Source organism: Streptomyces eurythermus (assembly GCF_014649115.1).
GTDB classification, from domain to species: Bacteria; Actinomycetota; Actinomycetes; order Streptomycetales; family Streptomycetaceae; genus Streptomyces; species Streptomyces eurythermus.
Genome location: NZ_BMSK01000020.1, coordinates 40,911 through 62,173, shown reverse-complemented (window position 1 = coordinate 62,173; position 21,263 = coordinate 40,911). Strand labels below are relative to the sequence as shown.

Annotated in this window: 16 protein-coding genes; 9 read left to right on the top strand and 7 right to left on the bottom strand. The window is 72.0% G+C overall.

What is annotated here, in order from left to right; genetic code table 11:
* The first annotated feature begins 25 nt into the window (after window positions 1-25).
* Window positions 26-625 (top strand): TetR/AcrR family transcriptional regulator, encoded by a 600-nt coding sequence (locus tag IE251_RS31975; RefSeq protein WP_189756448.1) that lies wholly within the window; start codon window positions 26-28, stop codon window positions 623-625.
* 183 nt (window positions 626-808) lie between these two features.
* On the opposite strand, the gene IE251_RS31970 is transcribed toward IE251_RS31975, so the two are convergent.
* On the bottom strand, window positions 809-2,083 hold the full coding sequence (locus IE251_RS31970; protein WP_189756447.1) for a VanZ family protein: 1,275 nt from the start codon (window positions 2,081-2,083) through the stop codon (window positions 809-811).
* A gap of 288 nt (window positions 2,084-2,371) precedes the next feature.
* On the opposite strand from IE251_RS31970, the gene IE251_RS31965 reads away from it, so the two are divergent.
* The gene (locus IE251_RS31965) at window positions 2,372-2,938 is read left to right on the top strand and encodes a DUF2690 domain-containing protein (protein WP_189756446.1); all 567 of its coding nucleotides are present in this window, start codon (window positions 2,372-2,374) and stop codon (window positions 2,936-2,938) included.
* A gap of 9 nt (window positions 2,939-2,947) precedes the next feature.
* Here the strand turns inward: IE251_RS31965 and IE251_RS31960 are convergent, their stop codons facing one another.
* Complete coding sequence (locus IE251_RS31960) at window positions 2,948-4,402, bottom strand: MFS transporter (protein WP_189756445.1); 1,455 nt, start codon at window positions 4,400-4,402, stop codon at window positions 2,948-2,950.
* Between the two features lie 51 nt (window positions 4,403-4,453).
* Here IE251_RS31960 and IE251_RS31955 point away from each other — a divergent pair, with 51 nt between their 5' ends.
* Both IE251_RS31955 and dusB read left to right on the top strand, forming a co-directional pair.
* Window positions 4,454-5,224, top strand: a complete 771-nt coding sequence (locus tag IE251_RS31955; protein ID WP_229897025.1) for a helix-turn-helix transcriptional regulator — start codon at window positions 4,454-4,456, stop codon at window positions 5,222-5,224.
* Window positions 5,225-5,327: 103 nt separating this feature from the next.
* On the top strand, window positions 5,328-6,461 hold the full coding sequence (gene dusB / locus IE251_RS31950) for a tRNA dihydrouridine synthase DusB (protein ID WP_189756443.1): 1,134 nt from the start codon (window positions 5,328-5,330) through the stop codon (window positions 6,459-6,461).
* 17 nt (window positions 6,462-6,478) lie between these two features.
* Here the strand turns inward: dusB and IE251_RS31945 are convergent, their stop codons facing one another.
* The 3 genes from IE251_RS31945 to IE251_RS31935 are packed head-to-tail and all read right to left on the bottom strand — an operon-like array spanning window position 6,479 to window position 11,649.
* Window positions 6,479-8,188 (bottom strand): alkaline phosphatase family protein, encoded by a 1,710-nt coding sequence (locus IE251_RS31945; protein WP_229897024.1) that lies wholly within the window; start codon window positions 8,186-8,188, stop codon window positions 6,479-6,481.
* 60 nt (window positions 8,189-8,248) lie between these two features.
* On the bottom strand, window positions 8,249-10,186 hold the full coding sequence (locus IE251_RS31940) for an amylo-alpha-1,6-glucosidase (protein ID WP_189756442.1): 1,938 nt from the start codon (window positions 10,184-10,186) through the stop codon (window positions 8,249-8,251).
* Window positions 10,183-11,649: an MGH1-like glycoside hydrolase domain-containing protein gene (locus IE251_RS31935; protein WP_189756441.1), complete on the bottom strand. Its 1,467-nt coding sequence runs from the start codon at window positions 11,647-11,649 to the stop codon at window positions 10,183-10,185. The genes IE251_RS31940 and IE251_RS31935 overlap by 4 nt, the downstream gene beginning before the upstream one ends.
* Before the next feature lie 122 nt (window positions 11,650-11,771).
* On the opposite strand from IE251_RS31935, the gene IE251_RS31930 reads away from it, so the two are divergent.
* Both IE251_RS31930 and ppdK read left to right on the top strand, forming a co-directional pair.
* A complete protein-coding gene (locus IE251_RS31930; protein WP_189756440.1) occupies window positions 11,772-13,001 on the top strand; it encodes an ROK family protein in 1,230 nt (409 codons plus the stop codon).
* A 776-nt stretch (window positions 13,002-13,777) separates the two neighbouring features.
* The gene (gene ppdK, locus IE251_RS31925) at window positions 13,778-16,498 is read left to right on the top strand and encodes a pyruvate, phosphate dikinase (RefSeq protein WP_189756439.1); all 2,721 of its coding nucleotides are present in this window, start codon (window positions 13,778-13,780) and stop codon (window positions 16,496-16,498) included.
* Between the two features lie 124 nt (window positions 16,499-16,622).
* Here the strand turns inward: ppdK and IE251_RS31920 are convergent, their stop codons facing one another.
* A complete protein-coding gene (locus IE251_RS31920; protein WP_189756438.1) occupies window positions 16,623-17,201 on the bottom strand; it encodes a DUF4232 domain-containing protein in 579 nt (192 codons plus the stop codon).
* Window positions 17,202-17,416: 215 nt separating this feature from the next.
* Between IE251_RS31920 and IE251_RS31915 the strand changes: the two genes are divergently transcribed.
* Genes IE251_RS31915 through IE251_RS31905 form a run of 3 tightly spaced genes read left to right on the top strand, consistent with a single transcriptional unit; the run spans window position 17,417 to window position 20,383 of the window.
* On the top strand, window positions 17,417-18,658 hold the full coding sequence (locus tag IE251_RS31915) for an ABC transporter substrate-binding protein (protein WP_189756517.1): 1,242 nt from the start codon (window positions 17,417-17,419) through the stop codon (window positions 18,656-18,658).
* Complete coding sequence (locus IE251_RS31910) at window positions 18,655-19,557, top strand: carbohydrate ABC transporter permease (protein WP_189756437.1); 903 nt, start codon at window positions 18,655-18,657, stop codon at window positions 19,555-19,557. Before IE251_RS31915 ends, IE251_RS31910 begins: the two co-directional genes overlap by 4 nt.
* Window positions 19,550-20,383, top strand: coding sequence for a carbohydrate ABC transporter permease (locus IE251_RS31905; protein ID WP_189756436.1), 834 nt, complete (start codon window positions 19,550-19,552; stop codon window positions 20,381-20,383). Before IE251_RS31910 ends, IE251_RS31905 begins: the two co-directional genes overlap by 8 nt.
* Window positions 20,384-20,425: 42 nt before the next feature.
* Here IE251_RS31905 and IE251_RS31900 read toward each other — a convergent pair whose 3' ends face one another.
* Window positions 20,426-21,193, bottom strand: coding sequence for an SDR family NAD(P)-dependent oxidoreductase (locus tag IE251_RS31900; protein WP_189756435.1), 768 nt, complete (start codon window positions 21,191-21,193; stop codon window positions 20,426-20,428).
* Window positions 21,194-21,263: the final 70 nt, after the last annotated feature.

Genomic DNA, 21,263 nt, shown 5'->3' with positions numbered 1-21,263 from the left:
CGGTCGTGCCGGGTACCGTCTAGGCATGCCTTCGACCACCGAGACCCTGACCGCCGAGCGCATCCTCGAAGCCACCGAGGAGGTGCTGCGCCGCCACGGCCCGGCCAAGGCCACCGTGGTCGACGTGGCCCGCGCGCTCGGCGTCAGCCATGGCAGCGTCTACCGGCACTTCCGCACCAAGGCGGCGCTGCGCGAGGCGGTGACCAAGCGCTGGCTGGACCGCACCTCCGAGCGGCTCGCCGGCATCGCCGCCGCCGAGGACCTCGCCCCGGAACGGCGGCTGCGGGACTGGCTCGCGGCCCTCTTCGAGGCCAAGCGGCACAAGGCGGGCGACGACCCCGAGCTGTTCGCCACGTACACCGTGCTCGTCGACGAACTCGGGGGCGTGGTCCACGACCACATCGCCGACCTCACCGGCCAGCTCACCCGGATCATCGCCGCGGGCGCGGAGTCGGGCGACTTCACCGCCCCCGACCCGGCCACGGCCGCCCGCGCCGTCTTCCACGCGACCGGCCGCTTCCACGACCCGGGGTACGCCCGCGAGTGGACGACACCGGGAATCGAGGAGGAGTTCGAGGCGGTGGTGGGGCTGCTGGTGCGGGGGTTGAGGGCGGAAGGGCAGTGATTCCCGGCGCATGAGGGACTCCCGTTGTACGACGGCCCCTGGATCCGCCGACGCGGTCAACGTCCTCGGCGCCCTCGCCGCCGCCGCGCACACCCTGCCCGGGATGGCGCGGCGCGGACGATCACCTGGACGCCGCTCGGGGTCCCGACCACCGCACGGGGCAGCAGGACGGCTCGCACACCGCTAGCGGACCAGGGCGCCTTGGGGGATCCGCAGGCCGGTGACGGCGTCAACGAACACATCACCGCTCTCGGCACCCATCATCCACACGGGTCGCCAGCCCTGGCCCTTGACCTTCTGGGCCAGGAGCACCGCGCCTTGGGCGGTACGGCCCGTGTACGTGCGGGCAAGCCGCGCTGCCTCGTCCTTCGACACGGTGCTTTCGGGCAGTTCGGGGTCCGTCAACGCGCGGGCGGTGAAGTTCATGATGCGCCCACTTGAGGTCACCGTGACATTCAGCCGCATAGGCATCATCAGTCCCTTTTTGTACCGACGGTACGCGAACATGTAGACCGCGCTGTTCCCTGATCCGCTGACATGCACGGTTCGTTCGGCGCCGAGCGCCTCGGCAGGGAACCATCGGCGGACGAAGCGGGTCGAGATCTCTTCGGCCTGGGCCTGATTCAGGGAGCCGGGCTCTGCCCTGTTGTCCGTGAAGGCGGCTTCTTCCAATTTCCTCTCAGGCCACCATCCGGTGATCTCGCCCCTGTTGGTCTTTGCCGTCACCAGTCCACTGTGCTTCGCGACAATGGTCTGTTCGATCCGCGTCCCCTTTCCGAAGACATACGCGGCGGCCTCGGTGATCCATGTGTCCGCGCCCTCGATGGCACGCTGGTCGGCCGCGAATCCCGGTCGCTCTGTCAGGGGAATGTAGGGAGTGACGGAGGAGTGGAAGGTGGCGGCCAAGGCGGCAGAGCCGGTAACGGCGAGAGTCGCGCCCCAGAGCGCATCACGCTTGGCCCTTCCCGTGACCCGCCGCCCGGTACGTCGGCACCATACGGTTCCCGCCGCCACTCCGATCAGTGAACCGGTCGTGTTGGCAACGATGTCCGTCGCACTGCACGAGCGGCCCATGGCCCCCTCCGCCTGGAACAGTTCGATGAGTCCGCTTCCCACTGATGTGACCGCGAGGACGGTCAGGGGGCGCGGAAAGACGAGAGCGGCGAAGAAGGAGGCCGGGACGAACAAGGCAACGTTCAGCAGCGCGCTGGAAGAGGTCAGCATCTGAGGAAATGGCGAACTCAGATCGCATACCGCTCCGTCGCCGACGGGACCTCCGTCTGCCGGCAGCAAGGTCACGGCGAGGATTCCGGCGGAACAGACGGCCAGGAGTACGCGCACGGTGACCGGTTTCCGGCGCGCACGCGCGATCAGAGCTGACGGCACCGCCAAGCACAGGGCGATCGGAAGGAACCAGACGAGCAGCCCGGGAATGGCCTGAACGGACGCGTCGATCACGAGAGCGGCGGTCCTTTCGAGGGAAAGGGAGCGCGAGACGCTCTGCCCGCAGAAACGGCCTTCTGAGCAGCGTAGTCCATCGCCCGCGCCAGTTCGTGAGTCGCGGAAACAACTCCGAGCCATTTACGAGGAGTCGGCTCGGCGGCCCTCTGGTGGTGCGGAGTGGGCACGTGGGGGCGCATGCATGGCCGGCCGACGCGCCTTCCTGCTTCCGTGTGCGCCTTACGCCTGCGACGGCGGCAGGGCGATCCTGGCCGTCAGGAGCAGCACGTCAAGGTGAGTGTTCTCATGACTACGGCCAACACCGGCGACAACTCCCCGGCACCCTCCGACCCCCCGAACCCCCCGCCGCACCGCCCGTGGTGGAGGAAAATGCTCAGCGGCCCGGCCGCGCTGGCGTACGCGGTCGCCATTGTGGGTGCGGGGGCCGGTGCCGTGATGACTCCGCTCGGCGACCATGTGCTGAAGTCGCTCTTCGACGAGCCGACCTGCCCCGGCGACGGAGCGGTCTGCGAGGGGAAGAACCCGCAGAACGAGGGGTGCGGCGAAGACGCGGGCACCTTCAAGCCCACCGCGGGCAATCCCGCGCTCCTCCAGATCCGCTACAGCGAGGACTGCGAGGCGGTCTGGGCGAAGATCGAGCAGGGGAATCCCGGCGACCAGGTGACGGTCAGTGTCACGGGCGGCAGCACGCGGACCGCCGAGATCGCGTACGGCAACGACCAGTTCACCCACATGGTGTCGGTCCCCGACGGCGAGTTCCAGGTCACCGCGTGCGCCGTGCCGAAGCCCGGTGGCAAGAGCACCTTCGAGCGGTACTGCATCCACGCGACCGAGGCCACCGCCTGGCGGTGACCGCCCGGGTCACGCCCCCTTCGACGCCGTCTCCGCGACCGGGCGTATCTCCGCCGGCTCCAGGCTCGCCGCCGTCCGCTCGGCCGTCCGGCGCGCCCAGCCGCCGCTGGACAGCAGGCCGAGGACCAGGACGGCGAGGCCGCAGCCGGCGAGGATCCACCAGCCGGGGCGGGCCGCCGGGACGAACGTGGGACGGTACGGCGACGAGCCGATGCCGGAGGCCAGGACCGCGCCGATCACCGCGACGCCGAGCGTGGAGCCCAGCTGCCGGCTGGTGGAGGCGACGGCGGCGGCGACCCCGGCCTGGGCGCGGGGCATGCCGGACACCGCCGTGTTGGTGATCGGCGCGTTCACGAAGCCGAAGCCGATGCCGAAGAGGACGTAGCCGAGCAGCAGGGTGGCGTTCTCCGTCTCCGCCTCGAACGCGGCGAACAGGACACCGCTCGCGGTCATCGCCGCACCCGCCACCAGCAGGGAGACCCGCGGGCCGCGGCTGCCGACCAGACGGCCGGACAGCGGGGCGCACAGGAACATCGGCACGGCCATCGGCAGCATCCACAGGCCCGCGTGCAGGGCGTCGAGGCCGCGCACGTTCTGCAGGTACAGCGTGGACAGGAACAGGAAGCCGCCCAGGGCCGCGAACGCGCTGATCGCGATCACGGTGGCGCCGCTGAACGGGGCCGAGCGGAAGAAGCGCAGGTCGATGAGGGGTTCGGCGCGCCGGGGCTCGTACCACAGGAGGGCCAGGAGGGCGGCCACCGCGATCAAGGCGAAGGGGAGGACGGGACCGGCGCCGGATTCCGGGGCCTCGATGATCGCGTACGTCAGCGCGCCGAACAGGGCGATCACCAGCAGCTGGCCGACCGGGTCGGGGCGGCGGGCCCGGGGCGCGCGGGACTCGGGGACGTAGCGCAGGGTGAGCAGCAGGGCCGCCAGGCCGACCGGGAGGTTGAGCCAGAAGATGGCGCGCCAGCTCACCGACTGCACCAGCAGCCCGCCGACCAGCGGGCCCGCCGCCATGGCGATGCCGACGACCGCGCCCCACACGCCGATCGCGCGGGCGCGCTCGCGGGGGTCGGTGAAGGTGTTGGTGATGATCGACATGGCGACCGGGTTGAGCATCGAGCCGCCCACCGCCTGGACCATGCGGAACACGACGAGCAGTTCCAGGTTCGGGGCGAGGGAGCAGAGCACCGACCCCGCGGTGAACACCGCCAGGCCCGCCATGAAGACCCGCTTGCGGCCGATCCGGTCGGCCGTGGAGCCGGCGAGCATCAGCAGCGAGGCCAGGACGAGCGTGTACGCGTCGATGGTCCACTGCAGACCGGAGGTGGTGGCGTCCAGGTCGTGCTGCATCGCGGGCAGTGCCACGTTCAGCGCGGTGGTGTCCAGGCTCACGATCAGCAGGCTCATGCAGCAGATCGCGAGCACGAGCATGCGGCGGCGATGGCTCAACTCGGGCATGTCCGCCATCGTACGCCGATTTCGATAGTGTGTCTAACTAATGAGTCATGCATGATGTCCCGCGGTCCCCGCCGCCGCACCCCCGGACTGCGCCGCGAGGAGGTCGCCCAGCTCTCCGCCGTCGGCGTCACCTGGTACACGTGGTTCGAGCAGGGCCGCGCCGCCCACGTCTCCGCGCAGGTGCTGGACGCCGTCGCCCGCGCCCTGCTGATGGACCCCACCGAGCGCGCCCACCTGTTCGCCCTGGCCGGGACCCACGACCCGCGCTCCGGGCCGGAGTACCCGGTCGCCGCCAAGACCGCCCTGAAGGTCGTCGAACGGCTCGCCCCCTACCCGGCCTCCCTGCAGAACGCCCGCTACGACGTCCTCGCCGCCAACCGCCCCTACGCCCAGCTCTTCGGCGACCCCGCCGAGCTGCCCCCGGCCGACCGGAACTGCCTGCGGCTGCCGACCACCAGCGAGCGCTGGAAACGGGACTTCCTGGACCGGGACGAGATGCTGCGCGACCTGATCGCCAAGTACCGCGCGGGCATGGCCGAGCACGTGGCCGAGCCCGCCTGGAAGCAGCAGCTGAACCGGCTGCTCCGGGCCTCCGGCGAGTTCCGGGAGCTGTGGGAACGGCACGAGGTCGCGCCGATGTCCCCGCACGTCAAGCGGTACCGGCACCCCCGGGTCGGGCTGATCCGGCTGGAGCACCGGAACATGTGGCCGGCCCCGCAGTCCCCCGCCCACCGGGTGGTCGCCTACCTGCCCGCCGACGAGGAGAGCGAGGAGCGGCTGGAACGGCTCGCGGAACTGCCCGACGAGCGCCCGGCCGGGTAAGGGATACGAGCGCCCGGCCGGGTGGGGGATACGAGTGTCCGGCCGGGTGGGGGACAATGGAGCCTTGCCCCTGTCGCCGTAGATCCGTCCCGGAGCCCTGACGATGACCCACCCGCTTTCCATCGGACCGCACGCCGTGACGCCGCCCGTCGTGCTCGCACCCATGGCGGGGATCACCAACGCGCCCTTCCGCACCCTGTGCCGGGAGTTCTCGGGCGGCAAGGGACTCTTCGTCAGCGAGATGATCACCACCCGGGCGCTGGTCGAGCGCAACGAGAAGACCATGCAGCTCATCAGGTTCGACGCGAGCGAGCGGCCGCGCTCGATCCAGCTGTACGGCGTCGACCCCGCGACCGTCGGCAAGGCCGTCCGCATGATCGTGGAGGAGGACCTCGCCGACCACATCGACCTGAACTTCGGCTGCCCGGTGCCGAAGGTGACGCGCAAGGGCGGCGGCTCCGCACTGCCGTACAAGCGGAACCTGCTGCGGGCCATCCTGCGCGAGGCGGTCTCCGGCGCCGGTGACCTGCCGGTGACCATGAAGATGCGCAAGGGCATCGACGACGACCACATCACCTACCTCGACGCCGGCCGCATCGCCGTCGAGGAGGGGGTGACCGCCATCGCGCTGCACGGCCGTACCACCGCCCAGCACTACGGCGGCACCGCCGACTGGGACGCCATCGCCCGGCTGAAGGAGCATGTGCCGGAGATCCCGGTGCTCGGCAACGGCGACATCTGGTCGGCCGAGGACGCGCTGCGGATGGTGCGGGAGACCGGCTGCGACGGGGTCGTGGTCGGCCGGGGCTGCCTGGGCCGGCCGTGGCTGTTCGCGGACCTGGTGGCCGGGTTCGAGGGGCGTACGGAGGATTTCGTACGGCCGACGCTGCGGGAGGTCGCCGACGTCATGGTGCGGCACGCCACGCTGCTCGGGGAGTGGAGCGGCGACGAGTCCAAGGGCGTGGTGGACTTCCGCAAGCACGTCGCCTGGTATCTGAAGGGCTTCGCGGTCGGCTCCGAGATGCGCAAGCGGCTCGCGATCACCTCCTCCCTCCAGGAGCTGCGGGCCGGGCTGGACGAGCTGGACCTGGACCAGGCGTGGCCGGCCGGGGCGGAGGGGCCGCGGGGGCGGACCTCCGGCAACAACCGGGTGGTGCTGCCGGACGGGTGGCTGAAGGACCCGTACGACTGCTCGGGCGTCGGGGAGGACGCAGAGCTGGACACCTCCGGCGGCTGACCGGCCGAGAGGGTCCGTCAGTTTCTCTTCGGTCCCGGTGTCGAGCCGTACGCCGTCAGGAAGCGGTCGCGGAAGGCGCTCATCTTCCAGACCGGGGCGTCGTGGGCGGGGCGCAGGCCGTCGGTCCAGTGCCAGTCGGCGATCCGGTCCAGCAGCTTCGGGTCCTTGGCGACGAGCGACACCGGCACGTCCCGGCTCGCGTGGGTGCCGCTGACCCGGGCGATGGGCTGGTGGTCGCCGAGGAAGACCAGCACGGTGTCCTTCGTGCCGTACCGCTGGAGCCACTCGGTGAGCGCGGTCACCGAGTACTGGACCGACTTGCCGTACGCCGCGCGGGACCTGGCGGTGTCGGCGATGACGTCCGCCGCCTTGTCGCCCGCCGCCTCCATGGCCTCGAAGGCCGAGCCGTCACCGAGCCGGTCCCAGTCCACCATGCTCGGGACCGGCGCCCAGGGCTGGTGGCTGGAGGTCAGGATGAGCAGCGACATCCGCCCCTTGCCCGCGGCAGGCCGCCTGCCGTGCACCCGCTCCTGGTACTGCTGGAGCGCGTACTGGTCGGGCATGGTCGACCAGCTGAACTTCGGACCCCGGTAGCCGAGGCGGAAGGCGTCGTAGACCTTGTCCAGGCCGTACCACTTCTGCTCCGGCCAGCCCTTCTGGACGCCCGGCATCACCCCGACCGTCTCGAACGCGCCGGTCTTCCGGAACGCCCCCGTCAGGCTGAGGCGGTCGCTCGCCATGACCGTGCGGTAGCGCTGCTGGTTGCTGATCCACAGCCCCGACATGGTGGTGGAGTGGCCCAGCCAGCTGCTGCCGCCGTACGTCGCCGAGGTCAGCCAGCCGCTCCGGGCGTGGAAACCGGCCTCGGCCAGGGCCTTGGTGCGGGCGTCGAGCATCCGGTCCACGCCGGGTGCCATGACCGGGTCCTCGATCGCGCTCCGGCCGTAGCTCTCGACGAACGCGAAGATGACGTCCTTGCCGCGCAGGTCCGGCACGAGCCGGTCGCCCGGGGTGTTCCCGAACGCGTCGGCCCGGGCCACCTCCCGGAACTCCGCCTCGTCCCGGAGCGTGTCCGAGACCCGGTGGACCTGGCCGCGCAGCGCGGTGACGGCGCGGTGGGAGGCGAGCGGCACGGCCGCCGGCGCCAGGCCGAGCGAGGCACAGACGACCCACGTGACGGCGGCGACCAGGGTGGAGCGGCGGGCGGTGCCGGGGTGCCGGGCGAGCAGCTCGGTCAGCCGCACCACGGACAGCGCCAGCAGCACGAAGAGCAGCAGGACCAGGGCGAGGGCCCCGGTCACGGCGGCGAGGGCGGTGCCGGAGCCGAGGGAGTCCTCCAGATACGACTCCGCGTCCCCGAGCAGGCTCCAGTCCAGCACCACGTCGAACGTCCGGCCCAGATACTGCCGGAAGCCCATGTCCAGCGCGTTCAGCACGGTCAGCGCCGCGAGCAGCACCCCGCACCCCGCGGCCACCGCCACCCGGGGTCGGCGCGGCAGCGCGGGCAGCACCACCGCCCCGACGACGGCCTCCGCCGGTACGCGCACGAAGGCGGCCGGCCCGAGCCGGTCCGCCGAGTCCGGCATGACGAGCGCCGCGAGCACGAGGAGGGCGGCGAGCCCGGTCAGGGTGACCGACAGCGCCCGCGCCCTGCCCGGCCACCGCCACCCCACCCCGCGTACGACGGACTCGCGCTCCCCGGCCACCACCACGACTGACTGACGCATGCCCCTCGGTACGGCGCACGGCGGTCCGCCGTTCACCGGGGAGCGCGGGACATCGTGCGCTCAGACGCCCCCGACCGCCGTCAGCAAGGCCAGCGGCGCCGCCGCGGACCGGGCCTCCAGGCCGCACGCGTGCGGGTACGGCACCGGCTCACCGTGCGTGTCCCGCCCGTACCCGGCCCACACCTCCGGCAGCCGGTACCCGGTCACCGCCGCCGCGTCGAGCAGCGCGTGCGCCACCGTACGGGCCTCGTCGTGCAGCCCGTAGCGGGCCAGGCCCAGCGTGATCAGGGCGTTGTCGTGCGGCCAGACCGAGCCGCGGTGGTAGGACAGCGGGTGGTAGGCCGGCTGCCCGGAGGCCACCGTGCGCACGCCCCAGCCGGAGAAGAAGTCCGGCTCCAGCAGCCGCCGGCCCACCACCTCGCCGTACTCCTTGTCCAGCAGCCCCGACCACAGCAGATGCCCGGCGTCGGAGGCCAGCGCGTCTATCTGGCGGCCCTGGCCGTCCAGCGCCAGCGCCGGGAACGACCGCTCCCGCATCCAGAAGTCCCGCTGGAACCGGTCCCGCAGATCGGCCGCCGCCTGCTCCAGCAGCGCCGCGTACGTCTCGTCGCCCCACACTCCGCGCGCCACCGACGCCGTTCGGCGCAGCGCGTCGTACGCGTAGCCCTGCGCGCCCGCCGCCATCACCGCGCCGGTGGGCCGGGTGCCGTCGGCGCAGCAGATCGCGCCGGGGGAGTCCTTCCAGTTCTGGTTGGCGAGGCCGCCCTCGTCGGCGCGGTAGACGAGATAGCCGCGCGAGGTCAGCCCGCCGTGGTCGAGCATCCAGCCGACGGCGGCCCGGGCGTGCGGCTCCAGCCGGCGGGCCAGGGCCGTGTCCCCGGTCTGCTCGACATACGCGCCGAGCAGGACCAGGAACAGCGGGGTGGCGTCCACCGAGCCGTAGTAGCGGCCGAACGGCACCTGCCCGAAGTGGGCCAGCTCCCCGTGCCGCACCTCGTGCACGATCTTGCCGGGCTGGGCGACCGGGGCGTCACCGGTGCCGGTGGCCTGGGTGGCGGCCAGGGCGAGCAGGGTGGCGGCGGCCGGGCCGGGGCGGTAGGGCAGGGCGAACAGGGAGGTGATCAGCGCGTCGCGGCCCAGCAGGGTGAGGAACCAGGGCGCGCCGGCCGCCGGGACGCGCAGGTCCTCGCCGTCCGGTCCGCCGGCCGGCACCTGGAGCGCGGCGAGGTCGGCGAGGCCGCGGACACAGGCCGCGGTCAGCTCCGGCCAGCCGGTGGGAAAGGCCACCCCCTCGGCGAACTGCTCCTCACGGGCGCGTAATTGACGGTGCACGGCGGCCGGGTCGCGGGGCACGCGCAGCGCGCGCTTCTCGCCGTGCGGGCGGGCGATCACCCGCAGCAGCAGCTCGGTCGTGCCGTGCGGCGCGACGTCGAGGGACCACACCAGGCGGCGGGCGCCGGTGCCGGTCTCCTCCACGGCGTCCGGGGCCGGTTCGGCCGTGATCGCCGTGCGGGACCGCCAGTCGGCCCGGCGGTAGGCGAACTCGATGCCGTCGGGGAGGAGGTGGCGGGAGCGTACGACGCCGGTCTTGACGTAGGTGCGGTGGTCGGAGCGGAGTTCGAACTGGTCGGTGAAGTCGGCGTCGACGGTGAGCGCGAGCCGCACGGTGATGGGCACCGGACGGTTGCTGGTGACCTTCAGCGAATCCACGAACGAGCTGTCCCCGACGGCCTGTTCACGGAAGACGGTGCAGGCCGGCGGCTCCTGCCGGCCACCGCGCGGGACCAGCACACAGCGCGCCTCGTCCCCGTCCGTCACCGGGCTGAGCACCTCGGGCACCGCCCCGTCGAGGGTGAGCTGCCAGCGGCTGAGGTGCCGGGCGTCCCGGACGAACAACCCGTCCGGGAAGCCGCCGCCGCGTACCCCGCTGATGTCGCCGCGGTCGCCCACGGCGGCGAAGGTGGCGCCGTGCACGAGCAGATGATGCCGGTCCGTCATCCCCGGTCCCCTCCTTGGTCACTCCTGTCGAACGTGCCGGTGCCGGGCGCGGACACGTCCCTTGACGGGCTCTTGTCCGGCCTTTGACGTCCATGTGATGCGGGCTCGCGGTGGTACAGGTCCAGCGCCAGAGCCGCCGTCCAGCTGAAGCCGGTCGCCCCGCAGGGCTCGCCGGTGTACGGGTCGACGTACTCGGCGAAGCCGGTGGCGTCGGCCAGTTCCAGGAACGCCGTGCGCAGGGCGTCGGCCGCGGCCGTCTCGCCGTGCGCCCGCAGCCCGCGCTCCAGCAGCCAGTTGGTGTTGAACCAGGCCGGGCCGCGCCAGTAGCGGTGCGGGTCGAACGCCTCCCCGAGCAGGTCGTAGCTCGGCACCAGCCGGGTGCGGCCGCCGAGCGAGAAGTGCGGCCCGCGCAGGGTGTCCACCAGCGCGGCGGCCACGGCGCGGGGCAGACCGGGCAGGAGCAGCGGGATCAGCCCGGAGACCGAGCGCTCGGGCCTCGGACCGTCACCGCGCAGGTCACGGCACAGGAACATCCCGGCGGCCGGCTCCCACAGCCGCTCCACCATTGCCGCCGTCAGCCGCTCGGCGCGCTCCCGGCGGGCGGCACCGGCGGCGCCCAGCTCCTCGGCGATCCGCGCGAGGGCGTGCTCGGAGGCGATCAGCAGAGCGTTGAACGCCGGGTCCTCCACGGCGAACTCCCCCTCCCCGTCGGCGTATTCACGGTCCCGGTAGTCGGCGGCCAGCCGCACGTACCGGCCGTAGTCCAGATCGGTCGGCCGGTCCTCCGCCGCGCCGTGATCGAGGTCGGCACGGCGGAAGGAGCGGGCCGGGGCCGGGGTGATCCGGGCCAGCGGGGCGTCCCAGCAGGGGCTGTTGTCCATACCCTGCTCCCACGGGTGCACCACGGACACCAGCCCGGCGCCGCCGAGGTCCCGCCGGTGCAGCAGATACCGGTGCCAGGCGGCCAGCTTCGGGTAGACCCGGGCCAGGAAGCCGCGGGAGCGGGACAGGGCGGGGTCGGCGCGGTGCACCAGCCAGGCGGCCAGCGCGTGCACCGGTGGCTGCACGATGCCGGAGGTCTGTACGGTGCGCGGGGCGCCCGCGGCGCGCCCGGCGGTGGAGGAGCGCCAGAAGTCGGGGCTCGGGAAGTACGCGTCGAGCGGGACGGAGGGGTTGAAGACGATGTGCGGGACGCGCCCGTCGGCCCACTGCGCGGCCAGCAGCGTCTCCAGCTCCGTCTGGGCCCGGGCCGGCGAGACATGCCGCAGCCCGATCGCGATGAACGCGGAGTCCCAGGACCACTGGTGCGGGTACAGCTTCCTGGACGGGACCGTGGAGGCGCCGGTCCAGTTCGCCGCCAGCACCCGGGCGGCCCTGACGTGCGGGGACGGCGGTGCGGTCGGTGGATCGTATGCGATCTCGTACGGGAAGGAACGGGTACTGAGCTGGGCGGTGCGATCCACTCGGGGCTCCCCGAAGACGTCCGGCCGCGGCGAGGTTCGGCTGCGACCACCGTAGGGTTACGTCTATTTAACACGCAAAACTCAATATGTAAGGCAAGCTGGAGAAACACAAGGGGGTGCGCATGACCGGACGTCCGGGAAGGGCCGGCAGGAGCGGCAGGAGCGGAGGCCAGGCGGGAGCCGGGGATCTGCTCGCCCTCGTGCGCAACGGCCGGGCCGTGACGCGCGGGGCGCTCCAGCAGGCGACCGGACTGTCCCGGGCCACCGTCGGCCAGCGCTTGGACCGGCTGTTCCGGGCGGGCTGGCTGCGCGAGGGCGCCGGCGGCCCGGTCGACTCGCCGCTCGGCGGACGCCCTTCCATCACGCTGGAGTTCGACGACTCCCACGCGGTGGTCCTCGCCGCCGACCTGGACACCCGGCACGCCCGCGCGGCCGTGCTCTCGCTGACCGGGGAGATCCTCGCCGAGCAGGCCGGCACGCTGGTGGTGGAGGAGGGACCGGAGGCGGTCCTCGGCGAACTGGGCGGCTGGTTCGAGGAGTTGCTGACCAAGGCCGGGCACCGGGCCGAGGAGGTGTGCGGGATCGGGCTCGCGGTGCCGGGCCCGGTGGACAGCGAGACCGGCCGGGTGGTGCAGCCGCCGATCATGCCGGGCTGGGACGGCTACGACATCCGCGGCCGGATGTCCCGTGCCTTCACCGAGCGCACCGGGGCGCCCCCGATACCCGTGCTGGTCGACAACGACGCCAACCTCATGGCCTACGGCGAGCAGCGCACCGGATATCCCGACTGCACGGCCTTCGTGCTGGTCAAGGTGTCCACCGGTATCGGCGCCGGGGTGGTCGTGGACGGCTCGGTCTACCGGGGCGTGGACGGCGGCGCCGGCGACATCGGGCACATCCGGGTCGGCGCCGACGCGCTGTGCCGGTGCGGTTCGCAGGGCTGCCTGGCGGCGGTCGCAAGCGGTGGCGCGGTGGCCCGGCGGCTGGCCGCGTCCGGGGTGCCGGCCACCTCCGGCTCCGATGTGCGGGACCTGCTGGCGGCCGGGCACCCGGAGGCCGCCGCGCTGGCGCGGGAGGCCGGGCGCCGGGTCGGGGACGTGCTGGCGACGGTGGTGACCCTGCTCAACCCGGGCGTGCTGATGATCGCGGGCGACCTGGCCGGGACGCCGTTCCTGACCGGTGTGCGCGAGCTGCTCTACCAGCGGGCGCTGCCCCGCTCCACGGCCCACCTGGACGTGGTCACCTCCCGGCTCGGCGACCGGGCCGGGCTGGTCGGGGCCGGGGCGATGGTGGTGGAGCACCTTTACGCACCGGAGCGGGTGGAGGAGCGGCTCGCGGCGATGGGGATGTGAGGGGGAGGTTCCGGGGGCGGCGTGAGGGGGTCGGCGCCGGGGGCGTACGGAGCGGCGGGCAGGGCCGGCGGCGGAGTCCGGGCGCGGTGTGGCCGGCGTCGGGGCCCGGAACCGGCTCCGGTCCCCACCGCCTGACACCCGCTCTGGTACGACCGGTCCAAAACCCGCCCCCCGGGGCATGCCATCCCCGCCGCGTCCGGTCACACCGCCCCCGACGCTCCCCGGCACCACCCCGAGGCCCCCGGCGCCATCCCGACGCCCTCCGGCGCCATCCCGACGTCCTCCCGGGACCCGGACCCGCCGGCGCGGGTCCCCGCCCGGTCGGTGCCGGCACGGTTCCGGTTCCGGGCGGGTGTGACGGCGGTGTTTCCGCTTCCGACTGGTGTCCGAGGCGTCGTCCGCATGGTGGAATTCGGCGGCCTGTGGCAGCGTGATTCTCGCCACCCTTGATAGGGGTAGCGCTCAGATGAGCGGATCATGCGCGACTGCACTTCTCCAAGGGGTGGCACTGGGTGCCACCCCTTGATCGTTCAGCGATCGAAATCAGTCGTGTCGGTGGGCGCTCATGTGAGCGGAAATCCGCACCTGTGGGCGGCGTTGCGTTCAAGAAGTGAAAACATAATCTCCGTCAGGCTTGCCAAGCTTTGACTTTCGATCCGCTGGCGGACGGGTGGTTACAGCCGTATGACGGGCAAGTAGACGTACCCAACCACCTTCGATCTGGGTATGTTCCTCGCCGTCAGGGCAGCCACCGTGGCCTCAAGGAGTCGAGACCCGTGTCGGAAAACAAAGAACCCCACGCGCCGAAGTTCGTTTACGACTTCACCGAGGGCAACAAGGACCTCAAGGACCTCCTCGGCGGCAAGGGTGCCAATCTCGCCGAGATGACCAACCTCGGTCTGCCGGTCCCTCCCGGCTTCACCATCACCACGGAGGCATGCAAGGTCTACCTCGACAGTGGCGAGGAACCGGCGGCACTGCGTGACGAGGTGAGTGCGCACCTCGACGCCCTGGAACGCAAGATGGGCAAGAAGCTGGGCCAGGCGGACAACCCGCTGCTGGTCTCGGTCCGCTCCGGCGCCAAGTTCTCCATGCCCGGCATGATGGACACCGTCCTGAACATCGGTCTGTCGGACGCCTCCGTGCGGGGCCTGGCCGAGCAGGCCGGTGACGAGCGGTTCGCCTGGGACTCCTACCGCCGCCTCATCCAGATGTTCGGCAAGACCGTCCTCGGCGTCGACGGCGACCTCTTCGAGGAGGCCCTCGACAAGGCGAAGGCCGCCAAGAAGGTCACGGTCGACACCGACCTGGAGGCCGCCGACCTGAAGAAGCTGGTCACCACCTTCAAGAAGATCGTCAAGAAGGAGGCCGGCCGGGAGTTCCCGCAGGACCCGCGCGAGCAGATGGACCTCGCCATCAAGGCGGTCTTCGACTCCTGGAACGGTGACCGCGCGAAGCTCTACCGCCGTCAGGAGCGCATCCCGCACGACCTGGGCACCGCCGTCAACGTCTGCTCGATGGTCTTCGGCAACCTCGGCCCCGACTCCGGCACCGGCGTCGCCTTCACCCGCGACCCCGCCTCCGGCCACCAGGGCGTCTACGGCGACTACCTGCAGAACGCCCAGGGCGAGGACGTGGTCGCGGGCATCCGCAACACCGTCCCGCTCGCCGAGCTGGAGCGGATCGACAAGAAGTCGTACGACCAGCTCATGAAGATCATGGAGACCCTGGAGAACCACTACAAGGACCTCTGCGACATCGAGTTCACCATCGAGCGCGGCCGGCTGTGGATGCTCCAGACCCGCGTCGGCAAGCGCACGGCGGGCGCGGCCTTCCGGATCGCCACCCAGCTGGTGGACCAGGGCCTGATCGACGAGACGGAGGCGCTCCAGCGCGTCACCGGCGCCCAGCTGGCCCAGCTGATGTTCCCGCGCTTCGACGAGCACGCGAAGGTCGAGCAGGTGGCCCGGGGCATCGCGGCCTCGCCGGGTGCGGCGGTCGGCAAGGCGGTCTTCGACTCGTACACGGCCGTGAAGTGGTCCCGCTCGGGCGAGAAGGTCATCCTGGTCCGCCGGGAGACCAACCCCGACGACCTGGACGGCATGATCGCGGCCGAGGGCATCCTCACCTCCCGGGGCGGCAAGACCTCCCACGCGGCCGTGGTCGCCCGGGGCATGGGCAAGACCTGTGTGTGCGGCGCGGAGGAGCTGGAGGTCGACACCAAGCGGCGCCGGATGACGGTCCCCGGCGGGCACGTCGTCGAGGAGGGCGACGTCATCTCCATCGACGGCTCCACGGGCAAGGTCTACCTGGGCGAGGTCCCGGTCGTGCCGTCCCCGGTCGTGGAGTACTTCGAGGGCCGCATGCACCCGGGCGCCGACGACGCCGACGAGCTGGTGGAGGCCGTGCACCGCATGATGGCCTTCGCCGACCGCAAGCGCCGGCTGCGGGTGCGGGCCAACGCCGACAACGCCGAGGACGCGCTGCGCGCCCGCCGCTTCGGCGCCCAGGGCATCGGCCTGTGCCGCACCGAGCACATGTTCCTCGGCGACCGCCGTGAGCTGGTCGAGCGCCTCATCCTGGCCGACACCGAGGAGGAGCGCGAGGCGTCCCTGAAGTCCCTGCTGCCGCTGCAGAAGCAGGACTTCGTGGAGCTGTTCGAGGCGATGGACGGCCTGCCGGTGACGATCCGGCTGCTGGACCCGCCGCTGCACGAGTTCCTCCCCGACATCACGGAACTGTCCGTCCGGGTGGCCCTGGCGGAGTCCCGGCAGGAGCCGCACGAGAACGAGCTGCGGCTGCTCCAGGCGGTGCACCGGCTGCACGAGCAGAACCCGATGCTGGGCCTGCGCGGCGTACGCCTCGGCCTGGTCATCCCCGGCCTGTTCACCATGCAGGTCCGCGCGATCGCGGAGGCGGCGGCCGAGCGCAAGGCCGCCAAGGGCGACCCGCGCGCGGAGATCATGATCCCGCTCGTCGGCACGGTCCAGGAGCTGGAGATCGTCCGCGAGGAGGCGGACCAGGTCGTCGCGGAGGTCGAGGCGGCGACGGGTACGAAGCTCAAGCTGGCCATCGGCACGATGATCGAACTCCCGCGCGCCGCCCTCACGGCGGGCGAGATCGCCGAGGCCGCGGAGTTCTTCTCCTTCGGCACGAACGACCTGACGCAGACGGTGTGGGGCTTCAGCCGCGACGACGTCGAGGCCTCGTTCTTCACGGCGTACCTGGAGAAGGGCATCTTCGGCGTCAGCCCGTTCGAGACGATCGACAAGGACGGCGTCGGCTCCCTGGTCAAGTCGGCCGCGGAGGCCGGCCGCCGCACCCGCCCCGACCTCAAGCTGGGCGTCTGCGGCGAGCACGGCGGCGACCCGGAGTCGGTCCACTTCTTCCACGAGGCGGGCCTGGACTACGTCTCCTGCTCCCCGTTCCGCATCCCGGTCGCCCGCCTGGAAGCGGGCCGCGCGGCCACCCAGTCGGCGGGCAGCGACCACCGCTGACCCCCGGACCCCGGAGCCGTCGCCGGTCCCCGACCCTCACCGATCGGCGACGGCCCCGGCGCACGAAAGAGAAGGGGCGGCACCCCAGTGCGGGGGGTGCCGCCCCTTTGCGCGTCCCGGTCGCTCAGAACCCGCCGTCCGTGTTCACCGGCCCCGTCTGGAACACCCCCGAGCAGGTCTTCCACGGTGCCGGGATCAGGGTCGCGGTGCGGGAGGCCGGCGGGTAGACCCGGAGGTAGGTGCCGGTGCGTTCGCAGGGGCCGCCGACCGGGCCGTTGGTCGTGCGCAGGACCGCCGAGGCGGAGTGGCCGGGGGAGAGGGTGACGGTGCCGTAGGCGCGGCCGCTGTGCTTCGCCGCCGGGCCGACGCGGTGGTGGGCGCCGTCCAGGACGCTCACGCCCGGGTAGCCGCGCAGGGCGCACTCGCCGGTGCTGGTGTTGGTGAACCGGACCGGCCAGTACAGGGATCCGGCCGCGCCCTCCTTGGCACCCGTGGACAGATACAGGTCGCTCACCGCGCAGGTCCGTACGGCCGTCGTGGTCCGGGCCGCCGCCGGTGTCGCGCTCCAGGCGGCCCCGGCGGCCGTGACGCCCAGCAGCGCGGCGGCGAGCGCGGTCACCGGTCCGCGTCCGCGCAGGAACCGGGAGCGTCCCGCGGGGCGCCGGCCGGGAGGCGGAGCCGTCGGATTCGGCATCTGGAACATGGTCACATTCTCCTTCTTCCAGTCGAAGGGTGCATGTGGGTCGCTGTGTTGGATGCGTCCCGGAGCGGAAAAGTTGTGCACCGGTGCCGGGACACGGGAACCGGGTTCCCACCCAGGGGCGAACGCCGACACACGGCCGCAACGCGTCTTTCGTAATCGCCGCGCATGGTTGATCGTTGGGCCGCACATCGACGACGGACGTCAGGGGGCACATGATGACGATCAGCCGCAGGACACTGCTCGCCGCGGGCGCGGGCGCCGGACTGCTCACGGCGTGCGGATCGAACACCGGGCGCGGGGGCGGCGGTTCCGGGCCCCGGCTGTCACAGTGGTACCACCAGTACGGCGAGCCGGGCACCGAACGGGCCGTCCAGCGGTACGCCGCCGCCTTCCGGAAGGCCGACGTCTCGGTGCAGTGGCGGCCGGGCAACTACGACCAGCAGACCGCCGCCGCCCTGCTCACCGACTCCGGGCCCGACGTCTTCGAGGTCGACGGGCCGACCCTCGACCAGATCCGGGGCGGCCAGGTCCTCGACCTCACCGATCTGCTGGCAGGGGTCAAGGACGACTTCAATCCGGCCGTGCTCGCGCCGAAGACCCACGAGGGGCGGATCTACGGGATTCCGCAGGTCATCGACACCCAGCTGCTGTACTACCGCAAGAGCCTGCTGCGCGACGCCGGCGTGGAGCCGCCCACCACCCTGGACGCCCTGGTCGACGCCGCCCGCGCGCTCACAGACCGCAAGACCAAGGGACTCTTCCTCGGCAACGACGGAGGCGCCGGGGTCCTGGGCGGTACTCCCCTGTACGCGGCCGGATTCCCCCTCGTCACCGACGACGGCCGGGTCGGCTTCGACGATCCCGCCGCCGCCCGCACCCTCGGCAAACTGCACCGGCTGTACGCCGACAAGTCCCTGCTCCTCGGCGCGCCCGCCGACTGGTCCGACCCCTCCGCCTTCCTCCAGGGGCTGACCGCGATGCAGTGGTCCGGACTGTGGGCGCTGCCGCAGATCAAGCGCGAACTCGGGGACGACTTCGGGGTGCTGCCGTTCCCGGCGGACGGTGACCGGGGACGGCCCGCCGTACCCGTGGGGGCCTACGGCGCCGCCGTCAGCGCCCGCAGCCGGCACAAGGATCTGGCCAAGGCGTACGTGAAGTGGCTGTGGGTCGAACGCACCGACTACCAGAAGGACTTCGCGCTCTCCTACGGCTTCCACATCCCCGCCCGGCGCTCCCTCGCCACCGAGGCCGCCGCGCTGCGCGAGGGCCCGGCCGCCGACGTCGTACGGTTCACCACCGACCACGGATACGCTCAGCCGCTGCTGTGGACCCCGGCCGGCCAGACCGCCTACCAGGACGCCCTCAGCCGGATCATCAAGGGCGGGGCGGACCCGGAGCGCGAACTGCGGGCCGCCGTGCGGAAGGTGGCGGAGGAGATCGCCAGGGTGGGCGCGTGAGGCGGCACAGAACCCTGTGGTTCTGGGTGTTCGTCGGGCCGTTCGCGTGCGGGCTCGCGCTGTTCACCTACGTACCGCTGCTGTGGAGCGTGGGGCTGAGCTTCTTCGACGCGCACAACACCGTCACCCCCACGCACTTCACCGGCCTGGACAACTACGCGGCGATGCTGCGGGATGCGGCGTTCCGCGACAGCCTGAAGACCTTCCTGCTGTTCACCGCCTTCATCGTGCCGGTCACCTACGGGTTCTCCCTGGCCCTCGCCCTGATGGTCAACCGGGTCCGCTGGGCGCGGGCGTTCTTCCGGTCGGTGTTCTTCCTGCCGGCCGCGTGCAGCTATGTGGTGGCCGCGCTGATCTGGAAGATGTCGATCTTCAACGGGGTGCGGTTCGGGCTGGCGAACACCGTGCTGGGCTGGTTCGGCGGCGACCCCGTCGCCTGGCTGTCCACCACCGACCCGCCCTGGTACTGGCTGGTCATCGTGACCGTACGGCTGTGGTTGCAGGCCGGGTTCTACATGATCCTGTTCCTCGCCGGGCTCCAGCGGATCGATCCGGCGCTGTACGAGGCGGCGGCCGTGGACGGGGCCCGTCCCGGCTGGACGGTGCTGCGGCACATCACCCTGCCGCAGCTGCGGGGCACCTCGGTCGCGGTGCTGCTGCTGCTCGTCGTGAACGCGTTCCAGGCCTTCGACGAGTTCTACAACCTGCTGTCCGACGCCCGCGGTTACCCGCCCTACGCCCGGCCGCCGCTGGTCTACCTCTACTACACCGCGCTCGGGCAGGGGCAGAACCTGGGCCTCGGCAGCGCGGGCGCGGTGATACTGGCGCTGGTCATCGCGGTCGTCACGGTGGCACAGGCGCGCTGGCTGCGACTGGGAAGGACGGACGGCGATGGATGACGCCCTGGTGCGGGCCGGGCGGGCGCTCAGGCTGGCCCTGCTGGCCGCGCTCGCCCTGCTCTTCCTGGTCCCCTTCTACCTGCTGGTGCGCAACGGGCTGGCCGACGAGCGGGACATCACCTCCCCGGAGTGGACCTTCTTCCCCGCCGACGTGCGGTGGGGCAATGTCCGCGAGCTGTTCCAGGACCCGTCGGTGCCGTTCGCCCGGTCCCTGCTCAACTCGGCGCTGATCGCCGTCGCCACCACCCTCGGCACCCTGCTGCTCGCCTCCCTCGCCGGCTACGGCCTGGCCCGCATCCCCTACCGGCACGCGAACAAGGTGTTCTACGGCATCCTGGGCACCCTGCTGGTCCCGGCGGCCGTCACCTTCGTGCCCAGCTTCGTGCTGGTGTCGTCGCTGGGCTGGATCTCCACGCTGCGCGGTCTGATCGTGCCGACGCTGTTCTCCGCGTTCGCCTGCTTCGTCTTCCGGCAGTACTTCCTCGGTTTCCCCCGGGAGCTGGAGGACGCCGCTCAGGTGGACGGGCTCGGGTACTGGCGGACGTACTGGCGGGTCGTCGTGCCCAACAGCCGCCCGGTGTTCGCGGCCGTCGGCACCATCGTGTTCCTCGGCGCGTGGAACTCCTTCCTGTGGCCGCTGGTGATCGGGCAGGACCAGAGCGCCTGGACGGTGCAGGTGGCCCTGTCCTCGTTCACCACCGCGCAGGTCGTCCGGCTGCACGAGCTGTTCGTCGCGGCGGCCGTGTCGATCCTGCCGCTGCTGCTGGTGTTCCTGTGCTTCCAGCGGTGGATCGTGGCCGGGGTGGAACGGTCCGGGATCGACTGACCCCCGGGAACGGGATCGACTGACCCGCGGGGCCGGGCCGGATCAGGCCGTGGAGCCGCCGTCGATCACCAGGTCGGCGCCGACCACCGAGGCCGCGTCGTCCGAGGCGAGGTACAGCACCGCCGCGGCCACCTCCTCGATGGTGGAGACCCGGCCGAGCGGCACCTCGGTACGCATCCGCGCGGCCCGGCCGGCCTCGGTCTCGCCGGGCTTGAAGGACATGTCGGTGGCGGTGGAGCCGGGGCTGACGGCGTTGATGCGCACCCCGTCGGCGATGTGGTCGAGGGCGGCGGACCGGGTGAGGACCGACACGGCCGCCTTGCTGACGGCGTAGCCCGCGACGCCGGGCAGCCGGCTGTGCATGCCGATCCGGGAGGCGATGTTGACGATCGCGCCGCCGTTCGGCTGGGTGCGCATCCGGGCGATCTCGGCCTGGAGGGCGAGGAAGACGCCGGTGACGTTGATGTCCATCATCCGGCGCCAGTCCTCCTCGGGCAGCTCGCCCACGGTGCGCCCGCGGCCCTCGAGGACACCGGCGTTGTTCACCGCCACGTCCAGCGAGCCGAACCGGTCCACGGTCGCGGCCACCAGGTCCCGCACCTCCTCGGCGCGGGAGACGTCGGCGGCCACGGCGAGCGCCTTGCCGCCCTCGGCCTCGATCAGCGCCACGGTCTCGTCGAGCGGGGCGCGGCGCCGCCCGGCGACGACGACCTGAGCGCCCTCCCGGGCGAGGGCGAGGGCCACCCCGCGGCCGATGCCGGAGCCGGCGCCGGTGACGAGTGCGGTCCGGCCGGAGAAGCGGTGCGCCATGGTGAAGTCCCTTTTGTCTAGAACGATCGGTTCAGTATGAGGGCCGGAAAAACGCGCCTCCACGGGGAGA

Coding starts and splice junctions, on each gene's coding strand:
- IE251_RS31975 (WP_189756448.1), top strand. CDS start 26: ATGCCTTCGACCACCGAGACCCTGACCGCCGAGCGCATCCTCGAAGCC.
- IE251_RS31965 (WP_189756446.1), top strand. CDS start 2,372: ATGACTACGGCCAACACCGGCGACAACTCCCCGGCACCCTCCGACCCC.
- IE251_RS31960 (WP_189756445.1), bottom strand. CDS start 4,402: ATGCCCGAGTTGAGCCATCGCCGCCGCATGCTCGTGCTCGCGATCTGC.
- IE251_RS31955 (WP_229897025.1), top strand. CDS start 4,454: ATGATGTCCCGCGGTCCCCGCCGCCGCACCCCCGGACTGCGCCGCGAG.
- dusB (WP_189756443.1), top strand. CDS start 5,328: ATGACCCACCCGCTTTCCATCGGACCGCACGCCGTGACGCCGCCCGTC.
- IE251_RS31945 (WP_229897024.1), bottom strand. CDS start 8,188: ATGCGTCAGTCAGTCGTGGTGGTGGCCGGGGAGCGCGAGTCCGTCGTA.
- IE251_RS31940 (WP_189756442.1), bottom strand. CDS start 10,186: ATGACGGACCGGCATCATCTGCTCGTGCACGGCGCCACCTTCGCCGCC.
- IE251_RS31930 (WP_189756440.1), top strand. CDS start 11,772: ATGACCGGACGTCCGGGAAGGGCCGGCAGGAGCGGCAGGAGCGGAGGC.
- IE251_RS31920 (WP_189756438.1), bottom strand. CDS start 17,201: ATGTTCCAGATGCCGAATCCGACGGCTCCGCCTCCCGGCCGGCGCCCC.
- IE251_RS31915 (WP_189756517.1), top strand. CDS start 17,417: ATGACGATCAGCCGCAGGACACTGCTCGCCGCGGGCGCGGGCGCCGGA.
- IE251_RS31905 (WP_189756436.1), top strand. CDS start 19,550: ATGGATGACGCCCTGGTGCGGGCCGGGCGGGCGCTCAGGCTGGCCCTG.
- IE251_RS31900 (WP_189756435.1), bottom strand. CDS start 21,193: ATGGCGCACCGCTTCTCCGGCCGGACCGCACTCGTCACCGGCGCCGGC.